The sequence below is a fragment of the Methyloversatilis discipulorum genome (assembly GCF_018780585.1).
In the GTDB taxonomy this organism is placed as follows: Bacteria; Pseudomonadota; Gammaproteobacteria; order Burkholderiales; family Rhodocyclaceae; genus Methyloversatilis; species Methyloversatilis discipulorum_B.
Genome location: NZ_JADMJL010000003.1, coordinates 51,583 through 64,438 on the forward strand (window position 1 = coordinate 51,583; position 12,856 = coordinate 64,438).

General features: G+C 67.8%; 11 protein-coding genes. 3 read left to right on the top strand and 8 right to left on the bottom strand.

Going from position 1 to position 12,856, the window contains the following annotated elements; translation table 11 throughout:
* Positions 1-7 precede the first annotated feature (7 nt).
* Both IV112_RS00445 and IV112_RS00450 read right to left on the bottom strand, forming a co-directional pair.
* A complete protein-coding gene (locus IV112_RS00445; protein WP_304000399.1) occupies positions 8-736 on the bottom strand; it encodes a peptidylprolyl isomerase in 729 nt (242 codons plus the stop codon).
* A gap of 21 nt (positions 737-757) precedes the next feature.
* Positions 758-2,380, bottom strand: coding sequence for a ShlB/FhaC/HecB family hemolysin secretion/activation protein (locus IV112_RS00450; protein WP_304000400.1), 1,623 nt, complete (start codon positions 2,378-2,380; stop codon positions 758-760).
* Positions 2,381-2,559: 179 nt separating this feature from the next.
* On the opposite strand from IV112_RS00450, the gene IV112_RS00455 reads away from it, so the two are divergent.
* The gene (locus IV112_RS00455) at positions 2,560-2,757 is read left to right on the top strand and encodes a YgaP family membrane protein (RefSeq protein ID WP_020165766.1); all 198 of its coding nucleotides are present in this window, start codon (positions 2,560-2,562) and stop codon (positions 2,755-2,757) included.
* A gap of 5 nt (positions 2,758-2,762) precedes the next feature.
* Here IV112_RS00455 and rsmA read toward each other — a convergent pair whose 3' ends face one another.
* The 4 genes from rsmA to IV112_RS00475 are packed head-to-tail and all read right to left on the bottom strand — an operon-like array spanning position 2,763 to position 8,772.
* Positions 2,763-3,539, bottom strand: coding sequence for a 16S rRNA (adenine(1518)-N(6)/adenine(1519)-N(6))-dimethyltransferase RsmA (gene rsmA / locus IV112_RS00460; protein WP_304000403.1), 777 nt, complete (start codon positions 3,537-3,539; stop codon positions 2,763-2,765).
* Positions 3,539-4,534, bottom strand: coding sequence for a 4-hydroxythreonine-4-phosphate dehydrogenase PdxA (gene pdxA / locus IV112_RS00465; RefSeq protein ID WP_304000405.1), 996 nt, complete (start codon positions 4,532-4,534; stop codon positions 3,539-3,541). Before pdxA ends, rsmA begins: the two co-directional genes overlap by 1 nt.
* A 7-nt stretch (positions 4,535-4,541) precedes the next feature.
* On the bottom strand, positions 4,542-5,876 hold the full coding sequence (locus tag IV112_RS00470) for a peptidylprolyl isomerase (RefSeq protein WP_304000406.1): 1,335 nt from the start codon (positions 5,874-5,876) through the stop codon (positions 4,542-4,544).
* A 13-nt stretch (positions 5,877-5,889) separates the two neighbouring features.
* Positions 5,890-8,772: an LPS-assembly protein LptD gene (locus tag IV112_RS00475; RefSeq protein WP_304000408.1), complete on the bottom strand. Its 2,883-nt coding sequence runs from the start codon at positions 8,770-8,772 to the stop codon at positions 5,890-5,892.
* Positions 8,773-8,970: 198 nt separating this feature from the next.
* Here IV112_RS00475 and IV112_RS00480 point away from each other — a divergent pair, with 198 nt between their 5' ends.
* Together IV112_RS00480 and murU are read left to right on the top strand one after the other, a co-directional pair.
* The gene (locus tag IV112_RS00480) at positions 8,971-9,975 is read left to right on the top strand and encodes an aminoglycoside phosphotransferase family protein (protein WP_304000409.1); all 1,005 of its coding nucleotides are present in this window, start codon (positions 8,971-8,973) and stop codon (positions 9,973-9,975) included.
* An 8-nt stretch (positions 9,976-9,983) separates the two neighbouring features.
* Positions 9,984-10,664, top strand: a complete 681-nt coding sequence (gene murU / locus IV112_RS00485) for an N-acetylmuramate alpha-1-phosphate uridylyltransferase MurU (RefSeq protein ID WP_304000457.1) — start codon at positions 9,984-9,986, stop codon at positions 10,662-10,664.
* 6 nt (positions 10,665-10,670) lie between these two features.
* Here the strand turns inward: murU and IV112_RS00490 are convergent, their stop codons facing one another.
* Entirely contained in the window at positions 10,671-12,149 is a 1,479-nt protein-coding gene (locus IV112_RS00490) for a sensor histidine kinase (protein WP_304000410.1), read from the bottom strand.
* Positions 12,149-12,829, bottom strand: a complete 681-nt coding sequence (locus tag IV112_RS00495; RefSeq protein WP_019916878.1) for a response regulator — start codon at positions 12,827-12,829, stop codon at positions 12,149-12,151. The genes IV112_RS00490 and IV112_RS00495 overlap by 1 nt, the downstream gene beginning before the upstream one ends.
* Positions 12,830-12,856 lie beyond the last annotated feature (27 nt).

Consider the following 12,856-nt stretch of genomic DNA (forward strand, 5'->3'; position numbering starts at 1 on the left):
TCCTGTCTCACGGTCGCGAGCCCATGGCTTCGTGGACGATTTCCACACCCAGTGCGCGCGCCTGCGCCAGCGCCGATTCGCGCAGGAAGAGCGCGCGCAGCGTTTCGCGCACGCTTTCGAACGACGGCCGCTGCGTATCGCGCACCGCTTCGAGCAGCACGAGGGCCCAGCTGTCGGTCAGCGCCAGTGGCTCGCTCACCTGACCCGGCGTGAGCCGAGGCAGCACATGGGCAATCTCCAGCGGCAGACCGTTTGTCCGACCGTGGGTCGGTGGCAGGACAAAGCCGACCCAGCCCAGTTCGCCGCCACGGGCGGCCGACGGCACGCGGGACAGTTCACCGGCAAGCTGCGCGAACGGAACGCCGGCCTTCGCACGCTCGTGCGCAGACCTCACGGCGGCAGCGTCGTCGCTCTGCAGCAGCCTGATGCGGTACTCCTGCGGTCCCGTCCTCCCGAGCAGATCGCGATAGCGCGCCTGCAGCGCCTGTTCGCTCGGTTCGACGGGGCGGACGCGGCTGCCGACGTAGGCGTCGATCGCCGCCTGCCTCCGGTCAGGGTCGGAAGCGCCGGTGCCATCGTCGAAACCGGCTGCCAGCGCGCGCCGCCACAAAAGGTCGTGCGCAAGGGCCTGCGTCGCGGCGGCCGCGGCCGTGCGTTCGTCCGGCGGACTGGCGGCGGACACCGCTATCGCGAAGGTCAGCAGCGTGGCGCAGATCGAGGTTCGAACTGGGGTCATCGTGTGCTCCGTGCGCGTCCGTCAGATGGCATAGCCAAGGGCAAAGCGGAAGGTCCAGCCACTGTCGGGAAGCGCCTCGGGGCGGCGCAGTGGCGTGCTGATGACGGCTTCCCACACGAAGTCCGGTGTGCTGCCGCGCACACCGGCTCCAGCGCCCGCCAGGGTCATGCGCGGCCCGTCGATCAGCCTCGTCGCGCCCTGATCGAAATGGACGAATGGCGTGGCCACCTGCATATCGCGGCCGAAAGCTGTCGGGAAGCGCACTTCGCAGCGCAGCAGGTAGCCGGTATCGCCGGCCACCGCCGCCTCGTCGAAGCCGCGCACCGTATTCAGCCCTCCGAGCAGTAGCTGCTCAGCGCCGGGCAGGCTGACGCCGGTGCGCTGCACCGTCAGTTGTGATGCGAATTCGATGTGCCCGCCGTCGTCCCGCGCCACGGCCGCAGCGGCCAGTGACCACTTCGCGAACTGGTAGTGGGTGTGACTCGCCGGCAGTCGCTCCGCATCGACCTCGGCGCCGAAGGACCGCAGTCCGACCGACAGCGACGGCTCGACGAAGTACTGGGTCTGACCGAAGCGCCCGGTCCGGCTCCAGGCAAGGCGCGCCACCGTGCTGCGCCGCGTGTCGAGTTCGATCGGTCCGAGGGTGCGTGCGATGCGCGTGCGCTGGACGCTCAGATCCAGCGCGTCGCGTCGCCCTGCATCGAGCGCGAGTACGCGGTTCCAGCCGATGACGGCGGTCCGCGCCGAACTGTCGAAGGACAGCCCGGCAAGCGTGCTGTCCGAACGGGATCCGGACAGCGTCGCCGACCAGGTGTTGAAGCCATCGGGCACCGACAGCGACGCCAGCAAGGCCTCACTGTGGGCGCTGCGCAGGTGCATGAGCTGGATGTCCTCGATCAGACCGAGGCGATTGCCGAAACGCAGGCCGACGCGGGCGCGGCCGCTTCCGGTCGACCGCGTACCCAGGTTGTCCGCGCCGACGGACAGCGAGGTGCTCTGTCGCGGCTGCAGCGCGAGGTCGATCACGCTTCCTCCGTCCTGCCCGCCCGGCAGAACGCGCACCTGAGCCTGCACCATGCGCAGCCGGTTGATCTGCTGCACGCCCTGTTCGAGCGCTTCCTGCGTCAGTACGTCGCCGGCCGCCAGCGGAAAGGCACGGGTGACTGCCGACCGTGGCGCGTCAGCCGAGCGGATCGCCTCGACGCGGCCGGGCACGACCTCGATACGGAGCAGATTTCGCGCGGGGTCGAGGGTGACCAGCCGCGACCGGCTGGTGATCCAGCCCGCCTCGACCAGCCGGGCGTCCACGCGGCGAAGCAGCAGCGCGATGCGGCGCACGCCAAGCGGCACGGCAGAGAACTCGTCGGTCAGCGAGGCCAGCACATGCGCCGGCAGCAGGCCTGCAGCGTCGATCTCTATCGATGGCCGCTCGATCACGACGCCGTCCTCGACGACCGAATCGGGACGCACGTGCAGCGCCGGAGCGGGTGCGTCCGCAGGTGGCAGTGCGTCGCGTTCCAGTCGCGAGCGCTCCGCGGCCTGACGCTGTTCGTCGAGCAGGCGCTCGGCCGGCTCGCGCGCCTGCACCGCGAACGTACCGAGCAGCGCAAGGGCGCAGCAGACGATGCTGTGGGCGAGCGACATGTCCGGCGACGACCTCGTTCACGAAGATCGCGCAACTATCCATATGTCATTTTCCGATGTCAACAGCCCTGTACGGACAACCGCCGGGGCCGTGCGCTCGCTGTGTAACCTGGGTCACTGAAGGCGGATGACTCCGCGCGGACCATGGCGTCACACCTTACTTACTCGGGAGAACGATCATGAAAAGCAATGTGGGCGGCATCGACAAGATCCTGCGCATCGTCGTCGGCGCCGCGCTGATCGCGCTGGCGGCCATGGGCCAGATCGGCGTGTGGGGCTATATCGGCGTCGTGCCGCTGCTGACCGGGCTGTTCAATTTCTGCCCGGTCTATCCCTTGCTGGGCATCAGCACCTGCGGCATCCGCAAGGACGCCTGAGGACGTCAGCGGCGCTCGGCGCAGTGGTTGGCGATCCGCACGTAGTCGGCGACTTCGAGGGTTTCGCCGCGGCGTGACGGGTCGATGCCGAGCGCGTCCCAGTCCGCCGTATCGAGGTGCTCGCGCAGCGTATTGCGCAGCGTCTTGCGACGCTGGCCGAAGGCGGCCTTGACGATGGCCGACATCAGCAGCGGGTCGCGCGCGGTCAGCTGTTCGACCGGGCGCGGGCGCAGATGCACGATGGCCGACATCACCTTGGGCGCCGGCCGGAAGGCGCCCGGCGGCACGTCGAACAGGTGGGCGCACTCAAAGCGGTACTGCAGCATGACGGACAGCCGACCGTACTCGTCGGTGTCCGGCGCGGCGACGATGCGATCGACCACTTCCTTCTGCAGCATGAAGGTCATGTCGCGCACGCGTTCGGCGTGCTCGGCAAGGTGGAACAGCAGCGGGCTGGAAATGTTGTACGGCAGGTTGCCGATCACCCGCACGTCGTCGCCGAGCGCACCGAAGTCGAACTTCAGCGCGTCGGTCTCGTGTATCTCGAGCTTCGGCGCGAGGTCGCCTTCGCGCAGTCGCTGGGCGAGGTCGCGGTCGATCTCGACCACGTGCAGGTGATCGATCCTCTCGGTCACCGGCCGCGTCATGGCGCCCAGACCGGGGCCGATCTCCACCATCACCTGACCCGGCTTCGGATCGATGGCCGCGACGATCTTGCGGATGATGTTGCCATCGACCAGGAAGTTCTGGCCGAAGCGTTTGCGGGCGCGGTGCTGTTCCATCAGTGTCCGCTCATCGCAATGGCCGCCTCGACCGCCTCGACCAGACTGCTCGCGTCAGCGCGGCCGCTGCCGGCCAGGTCAAGCGCAGTGCCGTGATCGACCGAGGTGCGGATGATGGGCAGGCCGAGCGTGATGTTGATGCCGTGGCCGAAGGTCGCGTACTTCAGCACCGGCAGGCCCTGGTCGTGGAACATCGCCAGCACGGCGTCGGCGCCGTCCAGGTGCCGCGGCACGAACAGCGTGTCGGCCGGCAGCGGGCCTTCAAGATGCATGCCTTCAGCCCGCAGCGCGTCGAGCACCGGCGTGATCACGTCGATCTCCTCGCGCCCCATGTGCCCGCTCTCCCCGGCGTGCGGATTGAGGCCGGCGACCACGATGTGCGGACGGGCGATGCCGAAGCGGGTGCGCAGGTCGGCGTCGAGGATGCGCAGCGTCTGCATCAGCGACTCGCGCGTGATGGCGGCCGGCACGGCGGACAGCGGCAGGTGGGTAGTGGCCAGCGCCACGCGCAGCCAGGGGCCGTCGGCGTTCGCGCCGGTGCGGCCGGCCAGCATCATGACGACGCGCGGCGTACCAGTGCTGTCGGCCAGGTATTCGGTGTGACCGGAGAAGGGCACGCCGGCGTCGTTGATGACGCCCTTGTGCAGCGGCGCCGTCACCATGGCGGCGAACTCGCCACTGACACAGCCGTCGCGGGCGCGGTCGAGCAGCGACAGCACATAGCGGGCGTTGGCGACGTCGAGTCGCCCGGCCGTCGAGGGCACGGCCAGCGGGCTGTGCAGCACTTCGAGCGCGCTGTCGTCGGCATCGCTTGCCGGGTCATATGCGCGCAGTCGCACCTGCAAGCCGGCCGCCTGTGCGCGCTCGGCAATCAGGCCGGCATCGCCGAGCACCACCAGCCGGGCGGCGAAGCGTCGGCCGCACAGGGCCGCGCACAGTTCGGGGCCGACTCCGGCCGGTTCGCCGCTGGTGACTGCGATGCGGGGGCGGTTCACCGCGGTCTCATCGCTCGTCGTTCAGACGGATTTCGACGTAAGCGCGGTCGCGCAGCTGACGCACCCAGTCCTGATACACCTCTTCCGCCTTGCGCTCGCGCAGCGCGAGGCGCGCGGCGGCACGCTGACGTTCGGTCGATACGTCCTCGACCCGGCGTTCGACCACCTGGATCAGATGCCAGCCGAAAGGCGACTGCACCGGTTCGCTCACCTTGCCCGGTTCGAGCGCATTCATCACCTTCTCGAACTCCGGCACCGTGTCGCCCGGGTAGAGCCAGCCGAGGTCGCCGCCCTTGGCGGCCGACAGATCCTGCGAGTTGGAGCGCGCCAGTTCCTCGAAATCGCCGCCGTTGTCCAGGCGTTCCTTGATGCCGGTCAGGCGGCGGCGCGCCTCGGCGTCATTCACCACTTCCGAGGTTTTGATCAGGATGTGACGGGCGCGCGTCTGACTGACGCGGGCATCGCTGGCGCCGGCACCGCCACGCTTGTCCACCAGCTTCATGATGTGAAAGCCGGCCGGGCTGCGCATCACCTCGCTCACCTGCCCCGGCTTCAGATTGGGCAGCATGTCGGCGAACAGCTGCGGCAGACGGTCGAGCGGACGCCAGCCCAGGCTGCCGCCGGACAGTGCATCCGGCGCATCCGAGTAGGACGCCGCGACACGGGCGAAATCCTCGCCCTTGGCCAGCTGTTCCATCGCCGCGTCGGCACGTGCCTTCAGCCGCATCAGCGTTTCCGGGCTGGCCCCTTCCGGTACGCGCAGCAGGATGTGCGAGACATTGAATTCCTCGCGCTGGTCGGCCTTGCGCTCCGGGTTGGCGAGGTAATTGTCGATCTCGCCCTCGGTCACCACGACGCGGCTTTCGACCTCGCGGTCACGCAGACGGCTGAGGATGATTTCCTTGCGGATGTCCTCGCGGAAGCGCGGCCACGGGATGCCGTCGCGCTCAACCGCAGAACGCAGCTGGGTCGCGTTCATGTTATTGCTCTCGGCAATGCGCCCGAGCGCGGCTTCGAGCATGCGGTCGTCGATGCGCATCTGCGTCTCTTCTGCGTGCTGCAGCTGCACCTTCTCGTAAATCATCCGCTCCAGCACCTGCCGCTCGAAGTCCTCGCGCGGCGGCGGCGTCACGTTGCGTCCGCGCAACTGGGCAATCGCCTGTTCGGTACGCGAGCGCAATTCGAACAGGGTGATCGCGTCGCTATTGACGACGGCAACGATGCGATCCACTTCGACCACATCGGAGGGCTCTGCCTGCCCGTTCGGCTGCGCCTGCGCGAGCGCTGCGCCGAAGAGGCCCAGAACGGCCAGCAGGCAGGCCGGAATCAGTTTGTTCAGCATTAGGATAAGTCCGTCAGAAATCGTCGCCGAAAATCGGGTCGGCGGCACTCTGGTTGATCTGGCCGTAGCCGGGAATGCTGCGCTTGAGTGCATCGAGCGGGTTGGAGCCGATGCGCGAGAAATCGTTGAGCTCGAGCTGGAAGAACAGCGCGGTGCGGGTACGTTGCACATTGGTGGCGATACGCTGGAACACGAAGCGGCCCACCCAGCAGCCGCCGTTGTACTCGAAACCCGCGAGGCCTTCGACCAGTCGACGCTCGGCGATCGAATAGTTGTGGCGCGCCACGGCGTACCAGCGATTCGTCAGCGGCCACTGCGCCGACAGGTCAAGATCGCGCACGTCTCCAATCGTGGTCGAGGCGCGGCGGAAACGGTAGGACGCATTCAGCACCTGCGCCTCGCGCGGATTCCAGCGCATGGTCAGGTTGTAGCGCTCGGTCTGCGAAAGGTCGGTGTTGTACTGCACGGCCGCATCGACCCAGGTCTTCGGCAACAGCTCGCCGGACACCGCGGCCAGCGTGCTGGCGACGCGCTCTGTACGGGGCGTGCCGCCGGGCAGCGTGACCAGCTGGTCGCTGAAGTAGAAGCGCTGCCCCAGCGCGAGGCGAGCACGTTCCGATCCATTGACCGGATCGATGAAACGCGAGATCGCGGCCGTCGTGACCTGATTGCTGTCGGCGATACGGTCCTGACCGACGAATACGTTCTCCGAGAAGATCTGCGCGAAGTTGAAGTCGGCCAGCGCACTGTCGAACACCGGATACTTCGACTGGTCCTTGTAGGTCGACAGCACGTAGTACATGCGCGGTTCGAAGGTCTGTATGAAGCCCTGACCGAACAGGTCGGAATCGCGCTCGAAGACGGTGCCTGCGTCGAGACTGAAGATCGGGATCGAACGCGACAGCGAGGTCGACTGCGCAGCGTTCGCGGTTCCGCGATCGAGGTCGTAATTGCTCAGATGCACGCCGACCTTGGGCGTGATGAACATGTAGGAGTTGCGCATCGGCAGCGACAGCTGCGGATAGACGACGGCACGACGACCCTGGTCGCGCGTCACATCGTCGATGCGGAAATCGGTGTAGTTGGCCAGCGTGCTGAACACCAGCCCGCCCGGCAGATCGGAACGCAGCGCATTGAATGTGACGCTGGGTAGCAGACGGTAGATATCAGGCAGGTTCGCGAGCGTCTGATAATCGGTCGCCCTTGCAGAAACTTGCCACCAGTCGCCCGAGTATGTGAGTGACCCCTCGCGCGGAAGATAGCTTAGAGAGGTGATTGCGAGTCGTGCCCCAAGATCCGTGTAGTAATTGCGGTCCGATACCGAATTGATGTTCAGCGAGCCAGTCAGGCGCTCGTTGAACCGGTGCGCGTGCTGCATGCTGAAGGCGTAGCGATCACGCTCTGCCAGACGATCGCTCGGCAGGTAATCGAGCCGTATCTTGCCGGCATAGTCTTCCTGCAGGTAGCGGAACTCGCTGCTGAGCATCAGGCCGCGCGTACCGAGTACGCGCAGGCCGATGGTGGCATCCATGTTCGGCGCGATATTCCAGTAGTACGGCAGCAGCAGGTCGATACCGGTGCGGTTGGTCACACCGAAGGTGGGCGTCAGGAAACCGGACTTGCGGCGATTGTTCAGCGAGAAATCGAGCCAGGGCGAATACAGGACCGGCACACCCTTGAAGATGATCTTGCCGTTGCGGCCCTCGCCCTCTTCCGACTCGAAGTCGAGATTGAGCGTATCGACCTGCGCATACCAGTCCGGGTTTTCCGGGCCGCAGGTCGAGTAGGTCGCGTTCTCCATGCGGATGCGGTTCTCGCCGAGAAACTCCATCACGTCGGCTTCACCGCGGCCGGTGGTGGTACGCAGGTTCTCGCCAGTCTGCAGATTGCGCCGCACGGTGTAGCGCGGCTTGTCGAACACGCCCTCGCTGCGCGTCAACTGGTAACGCAGCGACGGGCCCTCGACCACGTCCTCGCCGCGTACCAGGCGCACATTGCCCTGCGCCCGCAGTTCGTCTGTAGGCGGCTCATAGACGATGGAATCGGCAGTCAGCGAGGTGGTCGCGCGGCGCAGTTCGGCAGTGCCTTCGGCGCGCATCACGGCGTCGGTGGTGCCGTCCAGCTGATCGGCGGCGATCAGCGTCGCGCGCGACTCGGGGTGACGCTCGACGTACTCCGACAGCGTGATCGCCCCCTTGAGCATGCGCGTCTCGTCGTCCTCCGGCACCTGCGGCGGCAGCGCGCCGGTGACGTCCGCTTCCTGCGCGGCCGGCGCACCGGCAATGACAGTCTCGCCGGTCTGACCCGCCGGCACACGCCGACGCGCCACCGGCGGCGTGCCCATCAGCGATCTATCGACCTTGAGCGGCGGCATGTTGCGCGCCGTCGTCACGTTGCGGTAGGGCGGTGCCTCGTCAAGCGCGGCCTGCGCCGTCGGCGGTGCAACGCGCGCGCCCGGCGGCGCCTTGACCAGCGAACGGTCGACCTTCAGCGGCGGCAGGTTGCGGGCATTCGATGCCGTCGCCGGCGCGACAGGTGCAGCAGCCGGTCTGACGGACGCCGGAGCGGCCTTCAGCGCTGGAGCTGGAGCCGGAGCAGGCGCTGGAGCCGGCGCCGCTTCGACGGCAACCGGTGCCTCTGCGGCCGGCTGTCCCGGCGTCGCCACCGGAAACACTTCCACGCCCGGTGCAGCCGCCGGCGTCTCGGCCGGCGCCGCAGCGCCGCCGGTCGCGGCCGGCTGCTTCGGCGCAGCGGCCGGCTTGGCGGCGCCCGTCTTGGCCGGCCGCTGTGACGGCGGCACCAGGGACGGATCGACCTTCAGCGAAGGAAGTGCATCGGCCGCCTGTGCGCCGCAGGCCATCCAGGCCAGATAGAGAATGACGGAACGCCTGAGCACGAATGAGAGGGCTGGAAGCGGGCTGATCGCGGGTTGAACTCCGGCTTTCGCGCCCGGGCGACGGATCGCCGGCTTGCACGCAGCCGCGTTATAGAATCACGCATCTTATCAAACGCGACCCGGTTGCCGGCCTGCGATGGCAACAATTTGCAGATCGCGACGCCGGCCCGCCGGTCAGCCGCCCCGGCCCCACCGAACATGACCCAAGACCCGCGCCTCGACGCACTCACTGCCTGGCTGCAGGCGCAGTTTCCCGGCCAGACCCTCGACATCCGCCCGGCCTCGGCCGACGCCAGCTTCCGCCGCTATTTCCGGGTGACGCTGCCCGACGGCAGCACCCACATCGCGATGGACGCTCCGCCGCCGCAGGAAAACTGCCGCCCCTTCGTTGCCGTGCAGGCGCTGTTCGAGGCGGCCGGCGCCCATGTGCCGGCGCTGCGCGCGCAGGATGTCGAACAGGGTTTCCTGCTGCTGTCCGACCTCGGCAGCACCACCTATCTTGATGTGCTCGACGCAGAAAACGCCCCGGCGCTCTATTTCGACGCCACCACCGCGTTGATCGCCATGCAGAAAGCCAGCCGGCCCGGCGTGTTGCCCGAGTACGACCGCGACCGCCTGCTGGCGGAGATGGAACTGTTCCCGGTGTGGTACGTCGGGCGCCATCTGAAGGCCGAACTGTCGGAGGCCGAGACGACCGCGCTGTACGATGTGTTCGACCGCATCCTCGACGTGAATCTGGCCGAGCCGCAGGTGTTCGTGCACCGCGACTACCACAGCCGCAACCTGATGGTGACGATGCCCAACCCCGGCGTGCTCGACTTCCAGGACGCCGTGTACGGCCCGATCAGCTATGACCTGGTCAGCCTGTTCAAGGACGCCTACATCGCCTGGGACGAGGAGCAGACGCTGGACTGGCTCATCCGCTACTGGCAGGACGCAAAGCGCGCCGGCCTGCCGGTGCGCGAGGACTTCGCTGACTTCCACCGCGACTACGAGTTCATGGGCGCACAGCGCCACCTGAAAGTGCTCGGCATCTTCGCCCGCCTGTACCACCGCGACGGCAAGGACGGCTACCTGAAAGACATGCCGCGCGTGATGAAGCATCTGCTTGCCACTGCCAGCCGCTACCGCGATCTTGCGCCGCTGGCCAGGCTGCTCAACCGTCTTGAAGGCATCACGCCGCAGGCCGGCTACACCTTCTGATGAAAGCGATGATCCTCGCCGCCGGCCGCGGCGAGCGCATGCGCCCGCTGACCGACCACCTGCCCAAGCCGCTGCTCGAAGTCGGCGGCCGGCCGCTCATCGTCTGGCATATCGACGCACTGCGGGCGGCCGGCGTCACCGACCTCGTGATCAACCACGCCCACCTCGGCCACAAGCTGGTCGAGGCGCTCGGCGACGGCAGTGCGCTCGGCGTCCGCATCGCCTGGTCGGCAGAACCTGAAGGCGCGCTGGAAACCGCCGGCGGCATCGCGCACGCGCGCCAGCTGCTCGGCAACGCTCCGTTTGTCGTGGTCAATGGCGACATCTGGTGCGACGCCGACTTTGCGGCCCTCGCGCAGGCCGCATCGGCGCTGCACGCCGACGGCGACCTCGCCCACCTGCTGCTGGTGCCCAACCCGCCACACAATCCGGGCGGCGACTTCGTATTGCGTGACGACCGCGTATACGACGAGAACGACGGCCGGCTCACCTTCTCAGGCATCGGCGCCTATCACCCCTCGCTGTTCGACAGCCTCGATCCGGACGCGCCGGCAAAGCTCGCGCCGCTGCTGCGGGCGGCGATGCGCGAAGGCCGCGTCGGCGGCGCGCTGCACCGCGGCCACTGGCACGACGTCGGCACCCCGCAGCGGCTGGCCGAGGTCGACGCGCTGGCGCGCAAGGACGGCTGAAACCGATCAGGCGGCCAGCGGCAGACGCAGATCGATGTGCATGCCGCCACCGTCGGCATCGCGCAATTCGATGTCGCCGCCCAAGCGCTCGACCACCTCGCGCACGATGGCCAGACCCAGCCCGGTACCGCTGCCCGCCGATCCGGGAATGCGGAAATACGGCTCGAAAACCCGCTCGCGCAGTTCAGGCGGTATCCCCGGCCCCGCGTCGATGACGGCCAGGCGCGCCACATCCCCGTCGCGCGACAGGCGCACCGTGATGGTCGTCCCCGTGGGTGCATAACGCTGCGCGTTGTCGATCAGATTGCCCGCCATGCTGGACAGGCCTGTAGGGTCAGCGCGCATGATCAGCGGGTCTCCGCAGCTTTCGAAGGCCAGCAGATGACCACTCGATTCGCAGGCCGGCAGCCGCTGCGCCACCGCGTCGGACACCACGTCACGCAGAGACACCGCCATGTCGTGGGTGGCGCGGCCGGCGCGGCTGTGCGCCAGCATCTGCTCGGCCAGATGTACGGTGCGCGCCACTCCTTCGAGCAGGCTGTCGAGCGACTTGTCGCGCTGTATCGCGTCTTCCGCGCGACGAGCGTTCTGCGCGTGGATGCGCAGCGCGGCCAGCGGCGTGCGCAGTTCGTGCGCGGCGGAATCGATGAAGCGCCGCTCGCGTTCCAGCGTGTTGCGCACCCGCGCGAACAGCGCGTTCAGCGCACCCAGCACCGGCATCATTTCGCGCGGCACGCGCGACAGCGTAAGAGGCTGGTCGTCCTGCGGGCGGCGGGCCGCGATGCGCTCGGTCATTTCGGACAGCGGGGCCAGACCGTAGCCGATCAGTAGCGCGTTGAGCAGCAGCACGACCACCAGTCCGACCAGCAGCGGCGCACCGGTGGCCCAGCCCAGCTTGGCCGTCAGTTCGGCGCGCGCGTCGGTGCGCTCGCCCACCTGTACCCACACGTCTCCGGCCCGCAGCACGAACACGCGCCACATGCCGTCGTCGAGGTCGTGGTCGCTGAAACCGGGCTTCATCGGTGCAAACGGTTTCTCCGGTGCCGACGACGAGCGCGCCAGCAGGCGATGAGCGGCGCCGCCGAAATCGACGCTCCACACCTGATAGGCAATATGCGTCTCGTACTCGTGTCCGAGCGGCGTTTCGACATCGTGATGACCGAACAGCCACTCCTGCAGTATCCACAGCAGTGCGAAACCCGGCTTTCCGGCCAGTTCGGCGTCATGCTCGTGCGCCATGTCGGCCAGCGGCCCCGGCAGCGACATGACCAACGGGGCATTGATGGTGGCGTGCTCGACCTGTTGCGCGAGCAGACTTTCGAGCACACGCGCCGAGGTGGCCAGACGCGCATCGAACAGTTCATCCGCCTCGTCCTGTCCGGCCATCACCGCCAGCACCGCGGTGGTGCCGATCACGCACAACAGGATGAGGGCGCTGCCGGCCAGCAGCAGCGCGCGTATCGACATGCCGCGGAACGGCCGCATCACTTGCCCTGCCGCGTCGCAGGCAACGGATCGATCACGTAGCCGACACCGCGCACGGTGCGTATCAGTTCGGGGTGGAATTTCTTGCGCAGATTGTGGATGTGCACATCCAGCGCATTGCTTTCGAGGTCGCTGTCCCAGCCGTAGATGTTCTCCACCAGCTGCTGCCGGCTCAGCACGTGGCCGATGTTCTCCAGCAGGCGGCGCAGCACCATGAACTCGCGCCGCTGCAGTTCGACCGGCCGGTCGTCGATGCTCACCGTCAGCCCCGCCGTATCCAGCGTGATGCTGCCGTAGCGGATCAGGTTAACGACGGTGCCGCGGGTGCGCCGCTCGAGCACCCGCAGCCGGGCCAGCAGTTCGTCGAGGTCGAAGGGCTTGGTCAGATAGTCGTCGGCACCGGCGTCCAGCCCGCCGATGCGCTGCGCCGTCGTGTCACGCGCACTGAGCACCAGCACCGGCGTCGTGACGCCGGCCTCGCGCGCGCGGCGCAGCACGTCCATGCCGTCGAGCCGCGGCAGACCGAGGTCGAGCACCGCCATGTCGACGCCGCCGCCGCGCAGCGCAGCCAGCGCCTGCGCGCCGTCACGCACCCACTCGACCGTGTAGCGCGCGCGTTCGAGCGCGTCGCGGATGCCCGCCCCCAGCAACTCGTCGTCTTCAACCAGCAGAACCTTCATCGGTCTGGACACGCCGTAACGGAAAGC